Source organism: Iodidimonas sp. MBR-22 (assembly GCF_029946565.1).
Lineage (GTDB): Bacteria > Pseudomonadota > Alphaproteobacteria > Sphingomonadales > Rhodothalassiaceae > Iodidimonas > Iodidimonas nitroreducens.
The window spans coordinates 1-23,224 of the sequence record NZ_JARKVQ010000024.1 but is presented as its reverse complement, the minus strand read 5'-3'; the positions used below and the strand labels follow the sequence as shown (position 1 = coordinate 23,224).

21 protein-coding genes are annotated in these 23,224 nt (G+C 57.1%); 5 read left to right on the top strand and 16 right to left on the bottom strand.

Features of this window, described 5'->3' with window-relative positions; translation table 11 throughout:
* The coding region (locus QK300_RS13130; RefSeq protein ID WP_281302151.1) for a phage portal protein at positions 1-1,007 on the bottom strand (1,007 nt) is incomplete at its 3' end.
* Positions 1,008-1,093: 86 nt separating this feature from the next.
* Between QK300_RS13130 and QK300_RS13125 the strand changes: the two genes are divergently transcribed.
* Entirely contained in the window at positions 1,094-1,486 is a 393-nt protein-coding gene (locus QK300_RS13125) for a hypothetical protein (protein WP_281302152.1), read from the top strand.
* A 9-nt stretch (positions 1,487-1,495) separates the two neighbouring features.
* Here QK300_RS13125 and QK300_RS13120 read toward each other — a convergent pair whose 3' ends face one another.
* The 3 genes from QK300_RS13120 to QK300_RS13110 all read right to left on the bottom strand — a co-directional run bounded on the left by QK300_RS13120 (position 1,496) and on the right by QK300_RS13110 (position 4,363).
* Positions 1,496-2,830 carry a terminase family protein gene (locus QK300_RS13120; RefSeq protein WP_281320859.1) on the bottom strand — a complete coding sequence of 445 codons (1,335 nt, stop codon included), beginning with the start codon at positions 2,828-2,830 and terminating at the stop codon, positions 1,496-1,498.
* Positions 2,830-3,321, bottom strand: coding sequence for a hypothetical protein (locus tag QK300_RS13115; protein ID WP_281320858.1), 492 nt, complete (start codon positions 3,319-3,321; stop codon positions 2,830-2,832). Before QK300_RS13115 ends, QK300_RS13120 begins: the two co-directional genes overlap by 1 nt.
* A gap of 151 nt (positions 3,322-3,472) precedes the next feature.
* Complete coding sequence (locus QK300_RS13110) at positions 3,473-4,363, bottom strand: DUF6456 domain-containing protein (RefSeq protein WP_281302155.1); 891 nt, start codon at positions 4,361-4,363, stop codon at positions 3,473-3,475.
* A 131-nt stretch (positions 4,364-4,494) separates the two neighbouring features.
* Here QK300_RS13110 and QK300_RS13105 point away from each other — a divergent pair, with 131 nt between their 5' ends.
* A complete protein-coding gene (locus QK300_RS13105) occupies positions 4,495-5,073 on the top strand; it encodes a helix-turn-helix transcriptional regulator (protein ID WP_161760600.1) in 579 nt (192 codons plus the stop codon).
* Between the two features lie 138 nt (positions 5,074-5,211).
* Positions 5,212-6,348: an acyl-CoA dehydrogenase family protein gene (locus QK300_RS13100; protein ID WP_281302156.1), complete on the top strand. Its 1,137-nt coding sequence runs from the start codon at positions 5,212-5,214 to the stop codon at positions 6,346-6,348.
* A 28-nt stretch (positions 6,349-6,376) separates the two neighbouring features.
* Here the strand turns inward: QK300_RS13100 and QK300_RS13095 are convergent, their stop codons facing one another.
* The 11 genes from QK300_RS13095 to QK300_RS13045 all read right to left on the bottom strand — a co-directional run bounded on the left by QK300_RS13095 (position 6,377) and on the right by QK300_RS13045 (position 19,400).
* Positions 6,377-7,813, bottom strand: coding sequence for a methyl-accepting chemotaxis protein (locus QK300_RS13095; protein ID WP_281302157.1), 1,437 nt, complete (start codon positions 7,811-7,813; stop codon positions 6,377-6,379).
* Between the two features lie 159 nt (positions 7,814-7,972).
* The gene (gene hemN, locus QK300_RS13090) at positions 7,973-9,325 is read right to left on the bottom strand and encodes an oxygen-independent coproporphyrinogen III oxidase (RefSeq protein ID WP_281320857.1); all 1,353 of its coding nucleotides are present in this window, start codon (positions 9,323-9,325) and stop codon (positions 7,973-7,975) included.
* Positions 9,326-9,402: 77 nt separating this feature from the next.
* Positions 9,403-9,936 carry a J domain-containing protein gene (locus tag QK300_RS13085; RefSeq protein ID WP_281302159.1) on the bottom strand — a complete coding sequence of 178 codons (534 nt, stop codon included), beginning with the start codon at positions 9,934-9,936 and terminating at the stop codon, positions 9,403-9,405.
* Positions 9,937-10,011: 75 nt separating this feature from the next.
* Positions 10,012-11,700 (bottom strand): hypothetical protein, encoded by a 1,689-nt coding sequence (locus QK300_RS13080; protein ID WP_281302160.1) that lies wholly within the window; start codon positions 11,698-11,700, stop codon positions 10,012-10,014.
* 9 nt (positions 11,701-11,709) lie between these two features.
* Positions 11,710-13,317 carry a DUF87 domain-containing protein gene (locus QK300_RS13075; RefSeq protein ID WP_281302161.1) on the bottom strand — a complete coding sequence of 536 codons (1,608 nt, stop codon included), beginning with the start codon at positions 13,315-13,317 and terminating at the stop codon, positions 11,710-11,712.
* 124 nt (positions 13,318-13,441) lie between these two features.
* Positions 13,442-14,455 (bottom strand): NAD-dependent epimerase/dehydratase family protein, encoded by a 1,014-nt coding sequence (locus QK300_RS13070; protein WP_281302162.1) that lies wholly within the window; start codon positions 14,453-14,455, stop codon positions 13,442-13,444.
* Positions 14,456-14,539: 84 nt separating this feature from the next.
* Positions 14,540-14,734: a hypothetical protein gene (locus QK300_RS13065; protein WP_150007421.1), complete on the bottom strand. Its 195-nt coding sequence runs from the start codon at positions 14,732-14,734 to the stop codon at positions 14,540-14,542.
* A 126-nt stretch (positions 14,735-14,860) separates the two neighbouring features.
* Positions 14,861-15,652: a hypothetical protein gene (locus tag QK300_RS13060; RefSeq protein WP_281320856.1), complete on the bottom strand. Its 792-nt coding sequence runs from the start codon at positions 15,650-15,652 to the stop codon at positions 14,861-14,863.
* Positions 15,652-16,737 carry a hypothetical protein gene (locus QK300_RS13055; protein ID WP_281302164.1) on the bottom strand — a complete coding sequence of 362 codons (1,086 nt, stop codon included), beginning with the start codon at positions 16,735-16,737 and terminating at the stop codon, positions 15,652-15,654. Before QK300_RS13055 ends, QK300_RS13060 begins: the two co-directional genes overlap by 1 nt.
* 16 nt (positions 16,738-16,753) lie before the next feature.
* Entirely contained in the window at positions 16,754-17,572 is an 819-nt protein-coding gene (locus QK300_RS13050) for a crotonase/enoyl-CoA hydratase family protein (RefSeq protein WP_281302165.1), read from the bottom strand.
* Positions 17,573-17,609: 37 nt separating this feature from the next.
* Entirely contained in the window at positions 17,610-19,400 is a 1,791-nt protein-coding gene (locus tag QK300_RS13045; protein WP_281302166.1) for an aminopeptidase P family protein, read from the bottom strand.
* A 218-nt stretch (positions 19,401-19,618) separates the two neighbouring features.
* Here QK300_RS13045 and QK300_RS13040 point away from each other — a divergent pair, with 218 nt between their 5' ends.
* Positions 19,619-21,748, top strand: coding sequence for a S9 family peptidase (locus QK300_RS13040; RefSeq protein WP_281302167.1), 2,130 nt, complete (start codon positions 19,619-19,621; stop codon positions 21,746-21,748).
* Between the two features lie 4 nt (positions 21,749-21,752).
* On the opposite strand, the gene QK300_RS13035 is transcribed toward QK300_RS13040, so the two are convergent.
* Complete coding sequence (locus QK300_RS13035; protein WP_281302168.1) at positions 21,753-22,421, bottom strand: DNA-3-methyladenine glycosylase 2 family protein; 669 nt, start codon at positions 22,419-22,421, stop codon at positions 21,753-21,755.
* A gap of 181 nt (positions 22,422-22,602) precedes the next feature.
* Here QK300_RS13035 and QK300_RS13030 point away from each other — a divergent pair, with 181 nt between their 5' ends.
* Positions 22,603-23,064: a PRC-barrel domain-containing protein gene (locus QK300_RS13030; RefSeq protein WP_281302169.1), complete on the top strand. Its 462-nt coding sequence runs from the start codon at positions 22,603-22,605 to the stop codon at positions 23,062-23,064.
* Positions 23,065-23,224: the final 160 nt, after the last annotated feature.

Here is a 23,224-nt window from a genome sequence, read left to right as displayed (position 1 = left end):
GTCAAACGCCACAGCGCCCGATTGGCCTCCTGATAATTGGCATAGGTATTGTCTCCGGGAATGCCCAAAAGCATCGGTGGCACCCCAAAGGCGAGGGCGATTTCACGCGATGCCATTTGCAGGCTGTTGATGAAATCCATATCGGCGGGCGAAAAGGCCATGGATTGCCAGCGCAGGCCGCCTTCCAAAAGCAAGGGGCGTCCGGCATTGGCCGCACCTTGGAATTGCGCTTCCATTTCGGCCTTCAGGCGGATGATCTGTTCATCGCTCAGATTGCCGGGCATCCCATCGCCGGGCTCAAACACCAAAGCCCCCGATGGCCGCGCCGCATTATCAAGCAAAGCCTTGGTCCAGCCTGATGCCGCTGCATGAATATCGGTGGCCATCGCCGCCACCTGCAAAGGCGACAGGCCATAATGATCATCAGTGGGGTGAAAGCTTTTCAAATGCAGGATCGCCGAGCGCCCGCTTTGGGGATGAACCCCAAAGCGATGCTCATGGCCGCCCACACGATAGAGATAAGCCGCAGGCCAGCCCTTTGGCCCCGGTTCGATGGTCAGGCGATCGGGCCTTAGGGTATAAAGCTCGGCGGCGCGCCCCGATGGGCTATCCACCCGCTCGATATAGGCATTGCCCGCCAATTGCAGCCAGCTATAAATCTGCTCCAAAAAGCTGATCCCATCATGGCCGGGATTGGGGCGGGCCAAAAGGTCGAGCACCGGATGCGTGCGGATTTCGCGTTCACCGATCAAAAGCCGCACCGGCACCGATGCGGCGCATTGGGCAATCAGGCGCACCGAACGATTGGCCACCACATTCTTGCAAAAGCCATTCTCCACCAAGGCCGGATAGGTGCGCGGGCTCCATTGGGCCGTTCCGTTGGAAAGCCAGGCCGTTCCGTGGCGATAGCCGCGCGAGGAAGGACCGGCGGCATAATCGGTGCCCGCAACCGCGCTGGCTTTTTCCTCGATGCCCAATCTTTGTCTTAATGTGCTGATAAATGACATGGGATATCCATTTGTTGGTGACCTCCCTTGGCAAAGGAGCGGTCCTTGGTTAGTGTCACCCATCGCAGTGATGGAGACGCTTTGAGATGAAACGCTTTCGGGTGAAAGAACGGGTTCGGCCTTCCCTGCTTATGCTTGGGCTTTTGGGCCTGTTGGGGGCATCCAGCCCGGCCATGGCCGCCCCGGATTGTGGCGATCCCCCCAGCAATGAGCCGAAAATCCCCGTGGGGAAAAAGGCTGATCGGGATCTGATGCTCAAAAGCGTGAATGCCGTGCGCGCTTATAGCGAATCGATTGATGAATGGCTGGCCTGCAAGGATCGCCGGGCCGTGCAGGTCTTTTCCTGGATGAATGAAGATCAGCGCAAACGCTGGGAAGAAGATCTCAACAGCGTGCATGAACGCCGGGTTGAGGTGCAGCGCCAGATGAATGAAGCCATCCGCGAATTCAACGCCGCCCAGCCCGAAAGCACGAGCTGATTTTTGAAGCTATAAGCGCCGCAGATGGGGGGCAGACATCCGCCCCAAAGCCAGATCGCTCACTGCCCACACCAAAGCATCGAGCCGATCCGGGCTGTGCTCCCCCACAGCCCCGCTATAGCTGCACATTTCATCTTCCAGTTCCGCAAAGCAGCCGCGATGGCGCACCAGCCCCCGTTCATAAAGGGCGGCCACCGGCTCGGCCCGGGCGATTTTACCCCGGCTGGCCCTGACCGCCCGATAGCTCAAACCGGGCGCCGCCTGACGCAGCACCGCTTCCACCATATCGCCACCATTATTGGCTTCCCCCAGCACCCGATCGGCGGCATGGCGCTCATAGGCACGGGCCACACGCTCGGCCCATTGCAGGGGGCGCAGGCCCTGACAACTGGCATCCTCAAGAATATGCACCAGTCCGTCCTCATCCAGCCCGGCAATGATGATCCCGCAGGCATCGGCTTTTTCGCCATGGCTGGCCGGGGGATCAACCGCCACCACGATGCGCGTGAACACCGGCTCACGATCATGGCCAAGGGGTCCGATCCGGGCCGCCTCGATCATTTTTCGGGTCCAAAGGGCACCGGCCACTTCATCAATCATCCGGCCATCCAGTTCCTGCGCCCCCAGCCGCGTTCCGGCATAAAGGCGATTGACCTCGTCCAGAAATTGCGGGGCCAGATGCGCACGGTTATCAAGGGTCGATCCCATGACCATGGCCGTCGATGGCTCGGCCATCAAACGCTTCAGCCAGCGCAAAGGCCGGGGCGTGGTGGTCGCCATCACCCGGGGCGCGCGGCCCAGCCGCAGGCCTAAAACCAGATTCGACCAGCAGCGCTCCCCCTCATACCATTTGGCAATTTCATCGGCCCAGGCCGCATGATGCTGGGGGCCGCGCAATTGATCGGGATCATTGGCGGAATAAAGCGTCGCCACCGCCCCATTGGGCCAGGAAAGCCGTCGGCGCGATGGCTCAAACACGGGCCGGGTGGCTTTCGGGCTACAGGCAAGCAGGCCGCTTTCGCCTTCCACCATCACATCGCGCACATCGGCAAAGCTGTCTCCCACCAGGGCAATCCGCGCCGGTGCCCCGGCTTTGGCGCTAAGGGCGGTGGGGCCCTCCACCAAAGAGCGCACCCATTCCGATCCCATCCGGGTTTTCCCAAAGCCGCGCCCGGCCAGAACCAGCCAGCAAAACCAATCCCCGTCCGGGGCTAATTGATTGGGCCGCGCCCAGAACGACCAGTCATAAAGAATGGCTTCCAGATCGGCAGGCTCCAAACTGGCCAGCCAGTGCTGCAAATCCTGCGCGGATCGCTGGCGCACCACCGCTTGCGCCCGGCTCATCATAAGGTGTCTGCCGCCAGGGGCTGATCATTCCCATCGCGCCCCTCATCCTCCTCATCAGCTCCACAAGATTGTGCCAATCGGTCCAAAAGACTCTGAAGCCGGTTGCGGGTCTCGTGCGTATCGCCCTCCGCCGGGTCTGGACCAAGGCTGCTTTCCGAGCCAAAAATATGGGGCCGCCGGCTGCGCAGCAAAAACATGCCCAGTTGATCTGAATAGCTGATGATCTTGCCGCAGGGTTTGCCTGCATAAAAAACCGGTTTTTCCACACCATGCACGGCGCGGCGGCGCAATTCCCCTTCCAACGCATCAAGCGCTTCTTCCAAAGCATGATCCCATTCATCGCGAAAAGCCGTGTCTTTGGCCCGCAGGCGATACACATCGCGACGGGCAATCCCGGCATGACGCGCCGAAGCGCTGACATTCGCGCTGTCGCGCAAGGCATCCAAAAACAATCGACGACGCCGGGCTGAAAATGCAGGTGCAGCCATCATGACATCCCTTCTTGCAGACGCAAAAACGGCCACCGGAAAGCCGGCAGCCGTTGTGATCGCCTATTCATCGAGCATGGATAAAACCCTATCGCGGATCGTTCCGATTGTCAAGACAAAAATAACCAATATGGAACATTTTTAGGTGCCCTCAACAAGCCAGTTCTGCCTCCCGCGCGGGCGGGGCGATCATCCCATAATGAATGGCGAGCCGATCCAGCCCCAAAGCCAGCACCAGCTTTCCCGACCGGGCGGGCCAACCCAGGCCCCGCTCGGCTTCGTCCAATCCCTCAAGGTGGCAACACACCCGGATCAGGATATCGGCGAGCCCCGGCCCCACCGCATCCACCGCCGCCCGCACGGCCCGCCGGGCATCGAGCTGATGCTCTTGCGGCAAAAGTCCGCGCCCGCCATGGCGCCCCCCCGAAGCCGAAGGCACTGCCGCCAGATCCACTGTGATTTTGGCTCCCAGGCCCGCCCGCTCATAGGTTTCGCGCAGGCGCTCACCCGCTTCAAACTGAACTGCCGTCAGCCATGGACGGCCATCGCGCCCCCGCCTGCGTCGCAACCACCCAAGGGGAGATTCCGCCGCATTAACAAGAATATGCTGTTTCCCATCGGCGGTCATCCGCACCGCTTTTTGCACATCCAGATGCTGATGGCGATAAGCATCAACCGGTCTATCAGGCGACTCCTGCCGTTCTTGCACATCCCTTTTCTGCGTGGCCGCGCGCTGGCGTTTCAAATAAGCTATCCCCCTTTCGGTGATGCGGACCCGGCCCTGCTGAAGATCGATATGATCAAGGCGATGCAGCCGTGTTAGAAGCGACAGCGGCACTGAATGACGGCCCATTATAAGGCTGCCATCGGCGGCTTGGCGATACTCACCACCGGCTTCCAGCAACCCCAGAATTTTTTTGGCAAAACTTGAAAGGCTGTCTTTCGACCGCCCCCCAATAGGAACAGACGCGCCCTTATGGGTGCCCCCGGATGTTCCCTTTAGGCGCGAATCGGTGGCAGTTTCGGATTGTTGATGCGGCATGATGATACTCCTTATTTTGAACCAATATGGTACTATCATAATGTGCCGTTCCGGTAAATACTGTTTGCGCAATTCTCTATATCGGTTATATGCTGGTCATTATTCGCAGCGACAACCAAGCGGAGTTCGCCATGATGCACGCGCGCCTGAGAGAGATCCGAAAGGCCAAGGGGCTAACGCTTCAGGATGTCGCCGACCGGATCAAACCCACCGGCACCACTGCCCAAACCATCGGGCGTCTGGAAACCGGCGTGCGAACCCTCACCATCGATTGGATCGATAAAATCTCGCAGGCGCTCGAGGTTGATCCCTCTGATCTTTTTGCCTTTTCCCAAACCGGAAATGTGGTGATTGATGGCACCGTCACCGCATCGGGCAGCGTGCTGGATCGCGAAGAAGGGCTTTTGCCCCTGCGCCCCACCACCCGCGATCCCATCGCCGTGCGCTTCACCGATAATATGGGGCAATATCGCGCGGGCGATGTGGTGGTCTGCGAACGGCTGACAGAAGAAACCATGCATCGGGCGGCGGGCTGCGATTGTCTGGTGAAAGATGCCAGCGGCCGCCGTCATTTCGGCAAGGTATTCCCCACCCGCGAACGCGATGTCATCATGCTCGCCCCCCTGTCGGCCAGTGGCAGCATCAAAACCAGCCTGAAAATCACCATGCTGGCCCCGGCGGTGGCTTTGATGCGTGCGCTGTCTCATTGATCACACGGCATCGCCCCCACTCTCCCCCTCGCGCTTCTCACCCGCCAATGCCGGTGGGCCAAATCGCTGCCTGCGTTGACATCTGATCCGCACACGCAAACACTCATCAAAATCCACAGGTTCGCAGGGAATAGACCAATGCTCAAACACCGCGAGATTTACAGCTCCGATCATGAAATGTTTCGCGATAGCGTGCGCACATTCTTTGCCCGCGAACTGCACCCCCATAAAGAACGCTGGAACAAGCAAGGCATCATCGACCGCGATTTCTGGACCAAGGCCGGGGCGGCAGGCCTGCTCTGCCCCTCAATGCCCGAAGACTATGGCGGGGCCGGGGGGGATTTCCGCTTCAATGCCATTGTCGATGAAGAATTGGGCTATGGCGGGGCGGCGGCGGGCTTTTCAGTTCATTCCGATATCTGCGCGCCTTATATCCTGCATTATGGATCAGATGATCTGAAACGCACATGGCTCCCCAAAATGGCCAGCGGAGATGCCATCGCCGCCATCGCCATGACCGAACCGGGCACCGGATCCGATCTTCAGGGCATCAAAACCACAGCCATCCGGGATGGCAATCATTATATCCTCAATGGCCAGAAAACCTTTATTTCCAATGGCCAGCTTGCAGATATCATTCTGGTGGTGGCCAAAACCAGTGCCGATGAAGGGGCCAAGGGCATCAGCCTCATTCTGGTGGAAGCGGATCGCGCCGGATTTTCCCGGGGGCGCAATCTGGAGAAAATGGGCCAAAAGGCTTCCGATACATCAGAATTGTTTTTTGATGATGTGCGGGTGCCGATCACCAATTGCCTGGGCGAAGAAGGCATGGGCTTTGTCTATCTGATGCAGGAACTGCCCCAGGAACGGCTGGTGATTGCCGTGGCCGCCGCTGCGGCCGCCCAGCATGCCTTTGATATTACCGTTGATTATGTAAAAGGCCGCAAAGCCTTCGGGCGCACGGTCGCCAGTTTTCAAAATACCCGCTTCAAGCTGGCGGAAATGAAAACCGAAATCGAGGTGGGCTGGGCCTTTGTGGATCAATGCATCCACCGCCATCTGGAAGGCAAGCTGGATGCCCAGGGCGGCGCCATGGCCAAATTATGGCTGTCGGAAATGCAGGGCCGGGTGGTTGATCAATGTCTGCAGCTGCATGGCGGCTATGGCTATATGATGGAATATGAAATCGCCCGCCATTATGTGGATGCCCGGGTCCAGCGCATCTATGGCGGCACATCGGAAATCATGAAGGAACTGATCTCACGCTTCATCTAAGGTCAGGACCTCTTAGGGTCAGGACCCATTAACCCCTGATGACCGAGATCAATTCATCCAGCGCTTTAAGCAAATCGCCCGACCGATGACGCAAACGATCACTTTCGTCATGAACCAGATCGCCCGCACCTTTGGCCGCACGACCAGCTTCATTGATCGATTGAACGGATACAATCATGGATTGGTTGCGCGAAGCCACCTCGCTCACATTGCGGGCAATCTCATCACTCGATGCTGTTTGCTCTTCCACCGCGGCGCTTACCGAAATGGTCAGTTGGCTGACCTCGGCAATCAATTCCGCCACATGCTCCATGCGGTCTACCGCTCTTTTTGAAACATCCTGCATCGATTCCAAGCGGCTCGAAATCTCCCCCGCCGCCTTGGCACTTTGGGTCGCCAGATTTTTAACTTCGCTGGCAACCACAGCAAAGCCCCGCCCCGCTTCCCCCGCACGGGCGGCTTCGGTGGTTGCATTCAAAGCCAATAAATTTGTCTGATCCGCAATGACCTTGATCAGATCCAAAGTCTGCCCCACATCGCCAACAGCATCAGCCAATTGCCCCACAGCGCCACTGGCTTCACGGGTTGCCGCATCCGCCAGCGATGATTTCTGATGGGTATTATTGGCCTGCTGCGCCACATCTTGAATGGATGCCGACATCTGCTCTGCCGCACTGGAAACTGTTTGCAAATTGCCCTGATTGCGCTCGATCTCAAGCGCTACCCGCTCCCCTTGCACTGAAACATCTTCCGCCCGGGTCGCTGTCTGGGTTGCCGCCTGATCCACCGCCTCGGCAATATTCCCCACATCGCCAATCACGCCGCGCAAAACCGTCTCGCAGGTTTCTGCGGTTTTTCCGATGCGCTCTTGGGCCGTGCAGGCTTCATGCACATCGATCAAAGAACCAGATACACGCAAAGGCACACCCCGGGCATCCCGGCGCGCCTTACCCGTCGCCCGAAACCAACGATAATCGCCCGAGCGCAATTGCAGGCGATAGACCACATCATAGCTGGTCTGGCCGCTATAATCATTGAGATGCGCCGCAAAAGCATCGGCTGTGGCCTGATAATCATCAGGATGCAGCTTATCACTCCAGGAATTGACCTGATCAGGAAAATCCGATTGATCCCGATAGCCCACCAAACGCCTGAATTCATTCGACCAGCGCCAGTGGCTTTGCGCGTGAAAAGGATCGCCTTCATGCAAAACCGCATCCCATAAGCCAATGCCGGAATGATTCTCAAAAAGCTCCAATCGTTCTTGCATATCCCGGGCGTTTTCTGCGGTCGCCACGCTTTCCGTATAAAGGGCCTGCAAACGATCCAGAAGCCGGGCCTGCGAGCCAGCAAAGCGATTGATCGGCTGGGCACCATCCAACATCATGTCCAGCGCTTTGATGAAAGCATCGGCATCGCCTGTGCCATCCACAGCACTTGCTGATGACCAGAGTTTACCGATCATTCTTGCTCTCCTGCCCAATAAATAACAATTATAGATTGTTTAAAATCTGTATATGTACCTGAACCCTGCCACAGGGTGTTATATGATCATATTATTGCATTGATATGTCGATCAACTTTAAAGTGAAATTTATCTGTATTTTCAACAAAAATATCAGTGCTATGCTGAACGGCTATGGCGTTCTGCGCCGGGTTTGGATCGGGCATCAAGGCAAAAGGCAATATTGCGAATAAAATTCCGACCCATCTCTGTTGCCTCAATGCATCGACCCGCAATTGTCACAAGACCATCGCGCTCAAGGGGCGCAAGACGAGGCATCGCGTCATCAAGGCTGTCCTCGGTCACATCATGATCCCGGCAAAGGACGTCAAGATCGACCGTAAAATTACACATCAATCTTTGGATGGCAGCAGCACGCAGCTTGTCCTGTGGGGTTAAACGCACACCACGGGCAACAGGCAATTGTCCATCGCGCAGGGCGCGCCGCCATGCCCCCACATCGCTGGCATTCTGCACATAACCATCAGCAAATGCGCTGATGGCCGATGCCCCAAAACCAAGCAATATATCGGCCGGATCGTCGCTATAGCCTTGAAAATTACGCTGCAACCGTCCGCTCGCAGCGGCACAAGACAGCGCATCATCAGCCTTTGCATAATGATCGAACCCGATCCGGCAATAGCCGGCAGCAACCAATTCTTCATCAATGGCCTGCCGAAGCATAAGACGATCCGCAATACCGGGCAGGCGGCTTTCATCAATGGCCCGCTGATGCTTTTTGAACCACGGAACATGCGCATAGCCAAACACCGCAATCCGATCCGGATCAAAGGCAATCGCCTGCCGGGCAGAGGCCGAAACCGTGCCGACCGTCTGCCCCGGCAGGCCATAGATCAGGTCAAAGCTCAACCGATCGATGCCAACCTTCAAAAGTCGCTGGATCGCCGCCTCGACGGCGCTCAAGGGCTGCACCCGTTTGATGAGCCTTTGCACTTCGGGGTCGAAATCCTGAATACCAAGGCTGGCCCGGCCCACCCCGGCATCGGCCAAAGCCTCTGCCCTTTCGTCATCCAGGGTTCTGGGATCGATCTCAACCGCGAACTCAGCATCGCGACGAAAGGAAAAACGACGACGCAGATGCGAGGCGAGCAGACGGAAATCATCGGCAGACAGATAGGTGGGGGTGCCGCCGCCAAAATGACAATGCACAACACCATCATGATGCGCGATCCGGCCCGCCACCTGATCGATTTCCTCCATCAGCCGCGCAAGATAGGCTTCGGCTCGCACATAGCTATTGGGGACCGAGGTATGACACCCGCAATACCAGCACAAGGATTGGCAAAAGGGAATGTGTATATAAAGCGATAAGGTCTCATCCGGCGCAATGGCCGCAAGCCAGCGCTCAGCATCCTTAGCCCCCACCCCGTCATGAAATTCGGCTGCGGTGGGATAACTTGTATAGCGCGGCGTCGTCGCAGCGGCATAGGTCTGTGCAATCATCTTATCCATGCACACAGATTATCACCGAACCAAACAGCCTATTTGATCCAGATCAACAGCCGAGGATCAGCTTTAGGGTCATGACCCTAAACCCCTTCGGCGATGCGCGGCTTTAAAACATCATAAGCCACGCGCACCTGATGAAACATCACCGCGGCCTCCTTGTCTCCGGGATTGCGATCGGGGTGATATTGCTTGGCAAGGCTTCTGAAACGGGATTTGATCTCATCGCCCGTGGCCACCGGCTCCAGATCCAGCACATCGAAAGCATCGCGCTCGGCTCGGGTCAGGCCATCGGCATCGGGGGTCCCACCCCAGCTGAAGGCCTGGCTCTGGCGATAGCCGGTGGCGCCGCCCTGCTCTTGTTCGCGGCGCATATAATCCTGCATGGCTTCATCGCTCATCCCGGCAAAGAAATTCCAGTTGCGATTATAATCGGCGGCATGGCGCTCGCAAAAATACCAGCGATCATTGGTCCGGGTGGATTTCGGTGCCGGATGCTCGCCCGCCTCATTGCAGCCATGAAAATCACACATGCGCACATGCACGGCATCGCTATCGCGGCCATAGCCCCCCCAGCGTGGAAAGCCAAAATCTGCACCTGTGCGTTTGCGTCTCATCTCGTTCCTTCATCTCTGGTGCGGTATGATCATGTGGCGCCGGGATCGCCCCGGGCCCCTTCCTTATCATCATTCTCAAAAGCGATCCATATCCGGCAACCCTGCGGATGCCATCAGTTTTTTCAAACGCTGAACCGCTTCCAATCGTTCCGATCCTTTGGGAATTTTTGTCAAAGGAAGGAGGAAATCCTTTTCCGCCATATAGCGCCGGGCTTCCGCTTCCGCCAGGGCCCGGGCCTCGCCATGCGTGAAATAGCCGTCCGCCAGCATCCGCAAAATCCGCTGTGCCTTATCAAAAGACGGACCTTCCGATTTCGCCAAGCGGTCGAAAATTTTGCTGTTTTCCAAAAGCTTCAAGCAATAAACATCGAGCCTTTCGGTCAGCTTGTTTTTAGGCAGATCCTGAAGATGTGAGACGATCAAGCGTTTTTGCAAGCGGGTGAGCAGGCGCATCCGCCCGGCATAGCCGGTGCCAAGCGGCGTGAGCCAGAATTCCTCATTCGGCGCATCACTCAAAAGCGGCATCATATAATTGGCAATCATCCGCTTGTTGCTGCTGCCAATGCAAAAACGCTCCAGATCAATCAGCTTTTGCAGTTTATCGGCAGGGTTGTGGCCTGTGGCGATATATTCGCCCAGAGTTTGCGGATTCAAAAGCCTCCGGGTCCGGCCTTCCAGCAATTCATCCAGGGGCTTATCAGACAATTCGGCATCGATACCATCTCCGATCCCATCGCCCAGCCGCCACAGCGCGCAGAATTCATCTTGCAGATCACCCTTGGTCAGGCGATGGCCAACGGTCAACTCATGGCGGATATGACTGATCAGCATTGTCCGACATGCCGGGAGCACATTGGCCGCCAGAAAGCCGTTGAGCATGGCGGTCATGGGGCTTTGCCCCTCTTCCGGCAAGTGGCCACGGCTCAAGGCCGCCAGTTTTTCAAGAAAATCGGTGGCGTCTTCATCGGGAAAAAGCGCGCGCATCAAGCGGCGGTGCATCAATTGTTCCGACAAGAACGCATCAATCGTCCGCATCACCCATTCCGGGTGATCCAAACGGATCAGGGCGATCAGCCGATCGACTTTAGCCACACCCCCTTTATGAGATTGCAGATCGGCCGCCAGTACACAAGACAGCAGAAACCGGCGGTTTTCCCGATCTTCCAGAAGCTGCACCGCATCCGCAAGGCGTTTGTCGGCCAAAGATGGCAAGCCCCCGGCGTGGCAGCGCTGCACATGGGCAGCGGCCTTATCGATCACGGCAAAATTGGCGCGAATCCGCTCGGCCACCGGCTCGCCACTTTTACGGACCTGCGCCACCGACAGATTCTGCACCGCTTTCAAAAGATGGGTGCCGGTATTTTGCAGCCTCGTATAAAGTGCTGGATCATGCAGCAATTCCAAGGGCGTGGCATCCCAGCCATCCAGCACAGTGGCCAGCAGACGAGCGATCAAACGACGACTTTCCGATGAATATAATTCTTCGGGCTTGCGGCAGAAAACCGCCAATTCATCATCATCATATTTCGAAGGCTTGACCTTGCGCCCCAGAAATAAAAGCTCCAGCGAATTGAAATCGCCGCTGTCTTCTTCATAACGCTCACGTAAAACCCGCACGGCCCGATAGGTGCCAGCACGATAAATTTTTTCCGCTTGTTCCTTGGCTTCGCTTTGATCATCAAAAATACCAAGAACAGACCAGCTTGCGCCATTCTGTCCATGCAATTCATAATGGACTGATTTTGATTTTACTTTTTGTCGCATATTCATTCTCTAACGCGACCCACTGCGCCAGCGCTCTATCACAGAATGCACGAAATGAATATCCTGTTCTCTGCCCGCCCAATTTTGAGAAAAGGCCGGATCAGCACTCGATGGTCGCAAATCTTCTTCCAGATAATCAAGGCGCACCCGCATCGGCACCGCCACCCCTTCGCCGCTCAGCACACATTCGCGATTGCGCAAGGATGATATGGCAGCCAGAAATGACAAGCTCCCCTCGGGCAAAGCGCTGGCCACAAAGGCGGCATCGCGCTCATTATTCATGCGCATTGATAAAATCGTCCCACATTGTGACAAAACAGATTCCGAAATATCAGAAGGCCTTTGCGACACCAGCCCCAAAGAAACGCCATATTTGCGGCCTTCCTTGGCAATCCGCTCGATCACCCGTCGGGCGGAATCAAAGCCGGGATTACGCTCCCGGGGCACATAGCGATGGGCTTCCTCGCACACCAGCAAAAGCGGGCTGGCTTCCTCCCCCTTGCGCGACCAAAGCGCAAAATCAAACACCATACGGCAGAGCAAAGACACCACCACATCAACGATATCCGATGGCACGCCCGAAAGATCGAGGGTGGATACCGGACGCCCCTGCACAGGCATCCGCAAAAGCCGGGCCATGATATCGGGAAAGCTGTCATTGATCAGCATTCCGGAAAACATGAAGCCATAGCGCTCATCGGTCCGCAATTCTTCGATCTTGTGCTTCAGGCGCAAAAAGGGCAGCAGGGTTTCGGGCTTTTCCAGCCGCCCCATCTGGGCATCCAGATCCCCCAAAAGATCGGTCATTTTATAGGGAACCGGCGTATCCACGGTGATCCGCGCCGCCGATGCGCGGGCGCTTTTCTTTCTGGCAGCCAGCAAAGACCGTTTTAAAATATCCGCTTCCACCTCACGGCCTTGTTCCCGCTGACCGATGAACACTTCGATATGTTCGGCAAAATTCATCAGCCAATAAGGCAGCGACAGGCTGGTAGGATCATAATGCACGCCAATATCTTGGAAAGCGGCGGCATATTCATTATGGGGATCAAGGATCAGAATATGGGCATTGGGGAGTTGCTCCACCAGCCGATGCATGATGAGGGCCAAAGCACTTGATTTTCCGGTCCCGGTGCTGCCCAGAACGGCAAAATGCTTCGATAAAAGCTGATCGGGATCGATCATCGCCGGAACCGTACCGGGATAGATCGTTCCCACCCGCAGCAACGATTGGCTATCGGGCGCAAAAAGCGCTGTCAGTTCATCATTCCCAACCCTGAAAACCGCATGGCCGGGCAACGGATAATCGGTCACCCCGCGGCTGATCCTTTTGCTATGATTGTCCGTCTCACCAATAAAATCGGCCAGGGCAAAGGTTTCATCGCCCGCAATTTGCAAAGCATGAACCGCGCCATAAACCGTCGATCCCGCCCCGGCGGGCATCTTGATGAAGGCCCCGATGCCGGTAAACCCTTCAGGCGGCGGAGACGCCAGCCGCAGCTTTACCGATGATCCGCTCACCTCATAAACCCGTCCCAAAAGCCCATCGGGATGATGCTCCGCCGATGAGGGGCATGATGGGGTCCTTGCAGGATCGGGGTCGTCATATGAATCCATGGATCATCCAAGCCAAAAAGCCGTGAAAAGCGCGCAAAATATCACAAGAGCAGGAACAGAACCTTATACAAACAAGCTTAAGATTGTCTTGCAAAAGGCCGCAAATACCCCGCAAAAAGCCGGATCAAGCCCCCAAAAGCCCTTGGCTTTGCAACCATTCGTGGCTTTCTTTAAGGGATTTTTCATAAGGCACGATTTGATAATCCAAAACCCGCGCCGCACGATCCGACAGGGCCTGTTCATCATGGCACACGAAATAAGCGGCTTCCGGGGTGATATCAGGCTCTTTCCCGCTGACCCGCGACCGCAGATCATGGCCATGCGCCACCATTTTCAAAAGCGCCGCCGGAATGGCCCGCCGGGGCTGTGGCTTATCGAGCAGGCGGGCGATCTCCCGCGCTAAGTCAAGAAAAGTGGCATGGGGCCCGCCCAGAATATAATTCTCGCCCCGCCCGCCCTTTTCCACGGCAGCGATCATCGCCCGGGCCACGGCACCAGCATGGGCAAAAGATCCCGCCCCCGGCGGCACACCGGGCAGGGTTCCGGAATGGATCAGCAAAAAAAGCCGGGCCCAATTATTGGTATCATAGCGCCCCAATATATGGGCCGGATTAACGATCACCGCATCCAGCCCATCGGCCACCGCAGCCCGCACGGCATCTTCGGCCAAAGCTTTGGATTTCACATAACCCACCCAGCTTTCACGGCCCTTTTGAGGCAGCGTTTCATCGATGGGGCGGGGATGATGGCCCCACACGGAAATGCTCGATACATGAATGAGGCGCGGCGGGCCGGCCTTGCCGCCATGATCCAGCGCACGCATGGCATGGATCACCGCCCGCGTGCCATCCAGATTCACCGCCATCTGCCGATCACGATGCGCGCGCCACGCACTGGTATCCGCCGCCACATGAAAAACCGCATCCAGCCCGTGAGGCGCACACTCCTTCATGGCCCGAGCCAAAGCATCGCCATCGCCCAGATCGGCCCGCACCGCCGTCACCCCATGATCGGCAAAAAAAGGCGGGGGCGCATCCCCGCGATACAGGGCGGCCACCTGCCAGCCCTCGTCCGCAAGCTGCTCCAGCAAGGTGCGGCCCAAAAAGCCTGTACCACCCGTGACAAAAGCATGTTTCATGGCCTGATCCCCTCGCCTCTCAACGATGATAAGGGGTGATAGGCAGGATGGAAAAATTGGAGAGCGGGAAAAGCGCCGCTGCGATCAATGGCCTGAAAGCTCGCCAAAGCCATGATGGGAAGACGACCCGCGATCATCCTGATCCGAACTGCCAGCGGCGCCAAAACCTCCACCATGATCAGAGCCACCATCCATGCCATAGGCACTGCGTCGGCGTTCAAGATCACCCTGCGCCTGATCAAGGGTTCGGGGCTTACGTTGCAGATAGGGGCTTGCCATCTTAGACCTTCATTATCCGCATGGTTTGGTGCGATTGTTTTGAAGGCCCCATCTTTGCCGCAAAAACTTAACAAATAATGTAAGCACCCTGAAATAATCTGCATAAGTCGTTGATATTCCTTAACCCTATTGCTGAATCGGGCGTTCCAGAAGGCGCAAATGTGCCAGATAGGGATCATAAATTGCCCCATAATTGATTTCTGCCACAAAACGAGACAAGCAAGCACCCTCCGCTTCTGGTGGCCCCAGATCACGCAAAAAACGACGCGCATCAAGACCAAGGCTGATCGCCTCAATAACAGGCCGGGGATTTGGCACCCACGCCCCCGCATCTTTCACCAGCGATAGCCGCCCCCGGGCCAAAGCCTGCCCCGATTTCGCCCCGTCATCCGTCCAGTTCTTCAGGCCATAGGCGGCCACCAGCCGCTTGGCATCCTGATCGGCATCCCGCACCAGAAGGGGCGGCACCGCCCCGGCATGGGCTTTTTTCCAGGCCTCCACTGCCGGGCCATCAGCTTCCACAAGAATGATCGCCTCCACCGCCATCGCCGGCTCTGGTTGATCGGCTAAAAAACCCATGGCCGCCAGCCTTTCCGCCATCAGGCGCGATGGCGCAGGATGGAAAAACGGCTCTATGCGCAGGCTCAGGCCATCCCCTTGGCCGATCATCTGGCGAAACATCGGCCCGAAAGATTGATTTTTGGGGGACTGATTTTTGAACGGCCAATCACCGGCCACGCCATAAAAGCCGCCAAGGCGACATTCCGGCAGGAAAAGAACACCATTGGAGGGGCCGAGGCGATTGACCCCGGCCATCAGCAAAGGACCAGCAAAAACACTGAGATAAAAACCCAAAGCCCCGATCAGCGCCCAGCTTTTCCCCGATAATCCGGCTATCCCTGCGATGATCTGGCTCATCATGGCTGATCCAGCCGATAGCGCGCCGCCACGATCCTGATCAGGCCCGCCAGCCAGATCAAAAGCGCCACCAGGGCCACAGTGACAAGGGCCAGCCAAATACCGCCCAAAAAGGGCGAGAGCCACAGATAAAACCGGCTCAAAACAAAAGCCGCGAGCATCACAAAGGCCCCCCATAAGCGATCAGGCCAATCGCGCAACAGCCCCAAAATCATCAGGCCAAAAAGCACGACCACGGCCACAAGCTGATAGATAAAGGCGATCTCGGCAGGCGACAAACCCAGGATTTGCGGTAAAAGGCTGCCGCCCGGTTGGGCGAGGCCGATCAAAGCCGCGCCCGCCAAACCCAGCCCGGCCAGCCGCCAGCCCGCAGCCATATCCCCCCATCGTCGCGCCAAAGGCCGCAGGCTGCCGATCCCCATCAACATCACCCCCAGCAGCACAAATACATCCAGCCGCTGGCCCAAGGCCGCCAAGGATCGCCCATCCGCCAGCGCCAGCATCGCCCCAAAAGCCCCCATGGCTGCGATCAATCCCACAGCGCCAAGGGCAATGGCACGATAGCGATGGCCCAAAGCCGCAGCATAGCCGCCAACCAGCATCATGATCCCAAAGCCCGGCGGCTGATTGAACAGGCGATGCACCAAAAGCCCCGATGCCCCCAACAGCAAAGCCGAAAGGCCCGCCAGAAAAGCGCTGAAATAAAGGCTGCCGCCCCGCTGATGCAAAAGTTCGGCCCCGGCGAAAAACAGCAAAGGACCAGCCGCCAAAAACCCCAATTGCGCCCCGATTGAAAGCCCGGGCCACAATCTATCCAGCGCCAAAAGCCACGCCCCGCATAAAACCACAAGCCCGGCGCTGGCCGCGATCCGCATCCCCCAATGCACCGGCATCCGGGCCGCATCGGCGGGCAGATCCTGCGAACGGCTCAGATCATCGAGCACATCATCATGATAATGGCGGATTTTCCTGGCTTCATCGGCAGTGATCGAAAGCAGCCCCAGATCCTGCAGGCGCTTTTGTTCTTCGCGATAACCGGCAATGGAATCGATCCGCCGGGCTGCCTTGTCGCGGGTCATGGCCATAGATTTTCAGCCTCGCTCAATCCAGAAGATCGTCATAATCCGCCTCGGTCCGGGTCAGGGCCGCTTTCGCCCCTTTCATCAGATCGGGCCCCATCAGCATCGCCGCATTCCATGTGGCGATATAATCCAGGCCATCGGCAAGGCTGTGATCGCGGGCATGGTTCAAAACCTGTTTCACCCCTGAAATCGCCAAAGGGCTTTTTTGCGCAATGCCCGCAGCCATGGCCCGCGCTTTTTCGATCACTGTGGCCTGATCATCGGCCATCGTACTGATAAAGCCCAAACGCAAAGCTTCATCGGCCAGCATGGCGCGACCGCTATAGGCCAGATCGCGCACAATGCCATGGGGCAGCAAATGGCCGATCCTTTGCAGGGTGCCCACATCGGCCACCATGCCGATATTGATTTCCTGCACGGTAAAGCGAACATCCGCACTCGCCAGCCGGATATCACAGGCTGTGACCAGATCCACCCCCGCCCCCAAACAGCCGCCATGAACCGCCGCAATCGAGGGCTTCCGGCAGCGATCAAGGCTGGTGAAACAATCCTGCATGGCGATGATCTTGCGCCGCAGCTTTTCGCGCAGGCGAGCAGGATCGGCCTCGGGCTGGCTATCCGCCGATGGCATCAGGGCCGCCAGCATCGCAAGATCGATCCCCGAACAAAAATGCCGCCCCATCCCCGATATGACGATCACCCGCACCTTGGGGTCTTCATCAAGCTGATCGATCATTTTGGGAAAATCGCGCCAGAAATCGGCGTTAAGGGCATTCGCCTTATCGGGCCGGGAAAGCCTTATATGGGCGATCCCCGCATCGATCTGAAGCTCCAGCATTTTTGGTTCCTTTTCCCTTATTTTGTGGCGCGTCTTATCAGGCCCCCAGGGGTGCCGTCATCGCCGCCAGCCATGGCCGGGTTTTGGCATCCACCAAAGGCGCCAGCGCCTGATGCACCCGATCATGATAGCCATCGAGCCAGGCCCGCTCATCCGCATCGAGCAAATCGATTTTCACCAGCCGGCGATCAATGGGGGCAAGGGTCAGGGTTTCAAACCGCAAAAACGGACGCTCTGCCCCATTCTCATCGGCCACCACATGCACCAGATTTTCAATGCGGATGCCATAGCCGCCATCCTTGTAATAGCCCGGCTCGTTCGACAAAATCATGCCGGGTTGCAGGGCAATCGCATTCGGCGCCTTGGAAATCCGCTGCGGGCCTTCATGCACGGCCAGATAGCTGCCCACACCATGGCCAGTGCCATGATCATAATCCAGCCCCGCATCCCACAGGGGCTTTCGGGCAATGGCATCAAGCTGCGCACCGGTGGTGCCTTTGGGAAAGCGGGCGCAGGCCAAAGCGATATGGCCCTTCAAAACCCGGGTGAAACGGTCGCGCTCCTCATCCCCCACCGTGCCGATGGGAACGGTGCGGGTGATATCGGTGGTGCCATCAGGATATTGGCCGCCACTATCCACCAGATAAAGCTCACCAGTTTTAAGCGGGCGGCTGCTTTCTGGGCTTACCCGATAATGGCAGATCGCCCCATTGGGCCCCGCGCCTGAAATCGTATCGAAGCTGGTATCGCGAAAGCCTTCATTTTTCTGGCGAAAAGACAGCAGCTTTTCCACACAGCCAATTTCGGTCAGCCCGCCTTTGGGGGCTTCTTCATCCAGCCAATGCAAAAAATTGGTCACTGCCGCCCCATCGCGCAGATGCGCCGCCACCGAGCCGCCGATTTCCGCTGCATTCTTGCAGGCCTTGGGCAGGGCGCAGGGATCAGCGGCGCGGATGATATCCGCCCCACCCGCCTTCAGGGCTTCAAAAACCGCCGCATTGGCGGTTGCCGGATCGGCCAGCACCGCCCGACCCCCCGCGCCCAATTCACCCAGCGATCCATAAAAGCTGTCATAAGGCTTGATCGACACTTCATTGCCCAGATGCACCCGCACATCATTATCAAGCTTTCCTTCATCGATATAAAGGTCAGCCTGACCATTTTGATGAAGAAGCGCATAAGACAGCGCCACCGGCGTATGATCCACATCATTACCCCGCACATTGAACAGCCAGGCAATCGAATCAAGAGCCGTGAGCACGGCCGCATCCGCCCCCTTGTCGGCCAGAACCGCGGCCAGCCTTGCCCGTTTTTGTGCCGCACTTTCCCCGGCAAGGGCCGTCTCATGGGGGCGCAGGGGATGAGGTGGCGGCGCGGGCTGATCGCTCCACACGCTATCAATGGGATTATCGCTCAGCGCCACCAGTTCGGCGCGTTTACGGCTCAAAAGCTGCCGGGCTTCTTCAACCCATCCGGGCGTATGCAGGCGCGGATCATAGCCGATCCGATCCCCTGCCTTCAGCCGGGGGGCCAGCCAATCCAGCGCACTGCCCCCATCCAGATGCACCCGTTCAAACAAATCGCCATCCACCTGATCGCGCACCTGAATAACATAGCGCCCATCCACAAACACCGCCGCCTTATCCGCCAGAATGATGGCACTGCCCGCCGATCCCTTGAAGCCGCTGATCCACATCAGCCTTTGGGCATAATCGGCGACATATTCACTGCCATGTTCATCCGTAAGCGGCACCACGAACCCGGCCAGCCCGCGGCGGGCCAATTCGGCACGCAAATCGGCCAAGCGTTGAGCATGAGGATGCGACATGAAAGACTCCTTTGGCAAAACTGAAGATCATCATCCGCACCCGCAGCGGCCGGGTGCGCTTTCCTTCATTGATGGCATTGCCGGGGCTTTGGCGCAAGCCGTGCGGCGTTGCGCCCCTTTCCTTTGGGGGCGGAACATGATTTTCTGTCGCCAATCTGTGCTTTCAAGACAGAATGCACCCCTCTCACGCGCCTCACGTCAAAAGGACATCGCCCTCCATGCCCCAAAACGGTTCCGATCAGCCCACGGCCTCGCCGCCCGCTTTGCCAGCCCCGCCCCGCGCCGAAAAACGGCCCCATGTGATCTGCCATCATGGCATCGAAATCCATGATGATTATGCCTGGCTCCGCGATCCGGCCTATCCCACCGTCGATGACCCTGAAATTCTTGGCTATTTGCGGGCGGAAAACGAATATTACGATTCCGTAATGGATCCCCTGAAAAGCCGGACCGAGGCCATTTTCAAGGAACTGAAGGGCCGCATCAGCGAAGAGGATGAAAGCGTTCCCGTAAAAGATGGCGATTGGCTTTATCAATGGCGCTTTGAAGCAGGCAGCCAATATCGCCGCTGGTATCGCAAAGCGGCTGATCCGGCATCCACCCAAAAGGACTGGCAGTGCATTCTGGATGAACCGGCTTTGGCTGCGGGCCATGATTATTTCCGCTTGGGCGGCTTTATGGTCAGCCCGGATGGATCAAAGCTTGCCTATGCCATCGACCGCGATGGCTCGGAACGCTTTCAGCTTGTGATCCGGGATATTGACAGCGGCAGCGATCTGCCTGATCGGATTGATAACACCATCGGCGCGCCGGTCTGGTCGGCAGATAGCCGCCATCTGCTCTATCGTCTGGTCAATGAAAATTGGCGGCCTTTTTGTGTAAAGGCTCATCTTGTGGGCGATGACCCCGCACAGGATCGCGTCCTTTATGAGGAAAGCGACGGGGGCTTTTTCGTGCATCTGGATAAAACCCAATCCCGGCAATGGATCGTCATCTCATCGGGCAGCCATGAAACGAGCGAAGTGCGGCTTTTGCCTGCCGATGATATCAGCGCAAAGCCAAGGCTGGTGGCCGCCCGCGAAACCGGCCATGAATATGAACTGGATCATGGCGGCGGGCGCTTTTTCATCCGGTCCAATAAAGATGCCCCCAATTTCCGCATATTCAGCGCCGGGATCGATGATCTCACCCCCAAAGGCTGGCAGGAAATCCTGCCCGCCCATGATCGGGATTATTATCGCGGGCTGGTGGCTTTTGGCTCTTTTCTGGCTATCGAACAGCGCCGCGATGGGCTCGATCAGATCCGCATCATCTCCCATGATGGCGGCCATGATCATTTCATCGATTTTCCTGAAACGCTTTATTGCGCCGATCTGGGGGCGAACGCCGAACCCGATCCGGATACCATCCGCATCAGCTATTCATCGATGATCACCCCGGCCACGGTTTTTGATTATGCGCTTGAAACGCGCCAACTGATCAGCCGCAAGGTGCAAAGCCTGCCCAGCGGCTATGATCACACCGATTATCAAACTGAAAGGCTGATGGCACCATCAAGGGATGGCAAGCTGATCCCGATTTCCATCGTGTATAAAAAGGGCTTTCGCGAAATCGCCCCCGGCCCTGTGCATCTTTATGGCTATGGGGCCTATGGCATGGGGATGACGCCGTCTTTTTCCTCGGCCCGGCTTTCTTTGCTGGATCGCGGTTTTGCTTATGCCATTGCCCATATCCGGGGCGGCGATGAATTGGGCCGCCTGTGGTATGAGGGCGGCAAAATGCATCAGCGCCATCATGTTTTTGAGGATTTCATCGATGCCGCCCATTTTCTGATCAAAAAAGGCTATGCCAAAGCCGGGGGCATTTCGGCCTCGGGCGGCTCGGCGGGCGGCAAGCTGATGGGGGCCATCGCCAATCTGGAACCCGATCTGTGGCGGGCGATCATTGCCCATGTGCCCTTTGTGGATGTGCTCAATACCATGCTCGATGCCAGCCTGCCGCTCACCCCCATCGAATGGCCGGAATGGGGCAATCCCGCCATCGATGCCGAGGTTTTCCGCACCATCCAAAGCTATAGCCCCTATGATAATGTGAAAGCACAGGCCTATCCGCCGATGATGATCACCTGCGGGCTGAATGATCCCCGCGTGACTTATTGGGAGCCTGCAAAATGGGTGGCCCGCTTGCGCGCCCTCAAAACCGATGACCAGCCGCTGATCCTCAAAACCAATATGGGCGCGGGCCATGGCGGCAAATCGGGGCGTTATGATGCGCTTTATGAAATTGCCGAAGAATACAGCTTCATCCTGATGACGTTCGGGCTAAAGGCGTTTGATGAGGCGGATTGACGGCTCAATCCCCCGCCTTCAGCGGTGCATTATTCAGGATATGCCAGCAAAAAAGCGCCACCGATGAACGATAGGGCGCCCAGCCCGCCCCCATGGCCTCGGCTTCTTTTATGCTTGGGCGCTCATCCAGCCGCCGCAGGCGGCGCAGGCCTTCCCGCACTCCTAGATCATCGGCGGGCCAGATATCGGGTCGGCCCAAGGAAAACATCAGATACATCCGCGCCGACCAGATGCCAAAGCCCTTCAGCGCCGTAATCTCGGCCATCACCTTATCATCGGGCATCACGGCCAAAGCCGCAGGATCAAAAGCCCCATCATAAACCGCCTGCGCCAAACCCCGGCCATAAATCACCTTCGCCCCGGAAAGGCCAGCAGCGCGCAGGCTGGCTTCATCCGCTTTCAAAAACCCCGCAGGTGTCAGGCCATCGGGCATCAGGGCTTCAACCCGGGCCGCAATGGTGGCCGCCGCCTTCACCGATAGCTGCTGGCCGATCACAATCCGCAACAGAGCGGCAAACCCCCCGGGCGATCGGCGTTCCGGGGGATAGCCCCATTGCTGCACATGATCAGCCAGATCGGCATCGCCCCCGGCCAGATGATCCAGAGACCAGCGCAGATGAGACGCAGCAAGGCCAAAACCGCGTTCATTTTCAAATGATTGTTTAGACGTCATAGAAATTACGGCAATTTCTGGATGCAAAGAACACAATGAATCCCATTTTCAAACATATTTCAGACGCAAGTGACGTTTATACATCATCTCATAGCCAAGTTCAGATGGCTTTTTTGTAAACGAACATCTGAGCCAATGGCTAACGAATATTCTCGTGAAACTCTGACAACGGAGACGATCCATGACGAACTTCAAGTCACTCACGACCCTCGCTTTGGCAGCCGCTTTTGCTTTACCTGCCACCGCCCTCAGCGCCTATGCCGATCAATACACCGATAAAGCCGGCAAGCAAATGGAAGATGCCGCCACCACAGCGCAGGCCAATATCGAAGGCCGTGATGTTGTGAGCACGAAGGGCGAAGCCATTGGCTCGGTGGAAAAGCTGGTTGTTTCAAAAGATAATAACAAGCTTCATGCCGTGGTCTCGGTTGGCGGCTTTTTGGGCATTGGCGACAAGGATGTGGCCGTTCCCTATGAAAAGCTTCAAATCGGCGCCGAAAATGTCACCATCATGACGCAGGAAGCCGAAACCGACCTGCGCAATATGCCTGAATATGACGAAAGCAAATTCAGCAGCTACGACAAGAAGGGCCAAAAGGGCATCAAAGCCCCCAAGAATGAAGAGCTGGATCGCAAATACTGATCCAATCGGATCTGCCAAGCCTTAGAAACCCCCGCTCCGCGCGGGGGTTTTTTTATGTCGGGGCATTTCCATCCGGTCTATCCTTTGAGATGCCCCTAGATTTATAGACGCTTTGCTTGGTAACTATGGAACCAAGGAGAAGCACAGATGTCATCGCAAA

Bases quoted from the DNA above. Each gene is read 5' to 3' on its own strand.
- QK300_RS13125 (WP_281302152.1), top strand. From the start codon at position 1,094: ATGAAACGCTTTCGGGTGAAAGAACGGGTTCGGCCTTCCCTGCTTATG.
- QK300_RS13120 (WP_281320859.1), bottom strand. From the start codon at position 2,830: ATGAGCCGGGCGCAAGCGGTGGTGCGCCAGCGATCCGCGCAGGATTTG.
- QK300_RS13115 (WP_281320858.1), bottom strand. From the start codon at position 3,321: ATGGCTGCACCTGCATTTTCAGCCCGGCGTCGTCGATTGTTTTTGGAT.
- QK300_RS13110 (WP_281302155.1), bottom strand. From the start codon at position 4,363: ATGCCGCATCAACAATCCGAAACTGCCACCGATTCGCGCCTAAAGGGA.
- QK300_RS13105 (WP_161760600.1), top strand. From the start codon at position 4,495: ATGATGCACGCGCGCCTGAGAGAGATCCGAAAGGCCAAGGGGCTAACG.
- QK300_RS13100 (WP_281302156.1), top strand. From the start codon at position 5,212: ATGCTCAAACACCGCGAGATTTACAGCTCCGATCATGAAATGTTTCGC.
- QK300_RS13095 (WP_281302157.1), bottom strand. From the start codon at position 7,813: ATGATCGGTAAACTCTGGTCATCAGCAAGTGCTGTGGATGGCACAGGC.
- hemN (WP_281320857.1), bottom strand. From the start codon at position 9,325: ATGGATAAGATGATTGCACAGACCTATGCCGCTGCGACGACGCCGCGC.
- QK300_RS13085 (WP_281302159.1), bottom strand. From the start codon at position 9,936: ATGAGACGCAAACGCACAGGTGCAGATTTTGGCTTTCCACGCTGGGGG.
- QK300_RS13080 (WP_281302160.1), bottom strand. From the start codon at position 11,700: ATGCGACAAAAAGTAAAATCAAAATCAGTCCATTATGAATTGCATGGA.
- QK300_RS13075 (WP_281302161.1), bottom strand. From the start codon at position 13,317: ATGGATTCATATGACGACCCCGATCCTGCAAGGACCCCATCATGCCCC.
- QK300_RS13070 (WP_281302162.1), bottom strand. From the start codon at position 14,455: ATGAAACATGCTTTTGTCACGGGTGGTACAGGCTTTTTGGGCCGCACC.
- QK300_RS13065 (WP_150007421.1), bottom strand. From the start codon at position 14,734: ATGGCAAGCCCCTATCTGCAACGTAAGCCCCGAACCCTTGATCAGGCG.
- QK300_RS13060 (WP_281320856.1), bottom strand. From the start codon at position 15,652: ATGAGCCAGATCATCGCAGGGATAGCCGGATTATCGGGGAAAAGCTGG.
- QK300_RS13055 (WP_281302164.1), bottom strand. From the start codon at position 16,737: ATGGCCATGACCCGCGACAAGGCAGCCCGGCGGATCGATTCCATTGCC.
- QK300_RS13050 (WP_281302165.1), bottom strand. From the start codon at position 17,572: ATGCTGGAGCTTCAGATCGATGCGGGGATCGCCCATATAAGGCTTTCC.
- QK300_RS13045 (WP_281302166.1), bottom strand. From the start codon at position 19,400: ATGTCGCATCCTCATGCTCAACGCTTGGCCGATTTGCGTGCCGAATTG.
- QK300_RS13040 (WP_281302167.1), top strand. From the start codon at position 19,619: ATGCCCCAAAACGGTTCCGATCAGCCCACGGCCTCGCCGCCCGCTTTG.
- QK300_RS13035 (WP_281302168.1), bottom strand. From the start codon at position 22,421: ATGACGTCTAAACAATCATTTGAAAATGAACGCGGTTTTGGCCTTGCT.
- QK300_RS13030 (WP_281302169.1), top strand. From the start codon at position 22,603: ATGACGAACTTCAAGTCACTCACGACCCTCGCTTTGGCAGCCGCTTTT.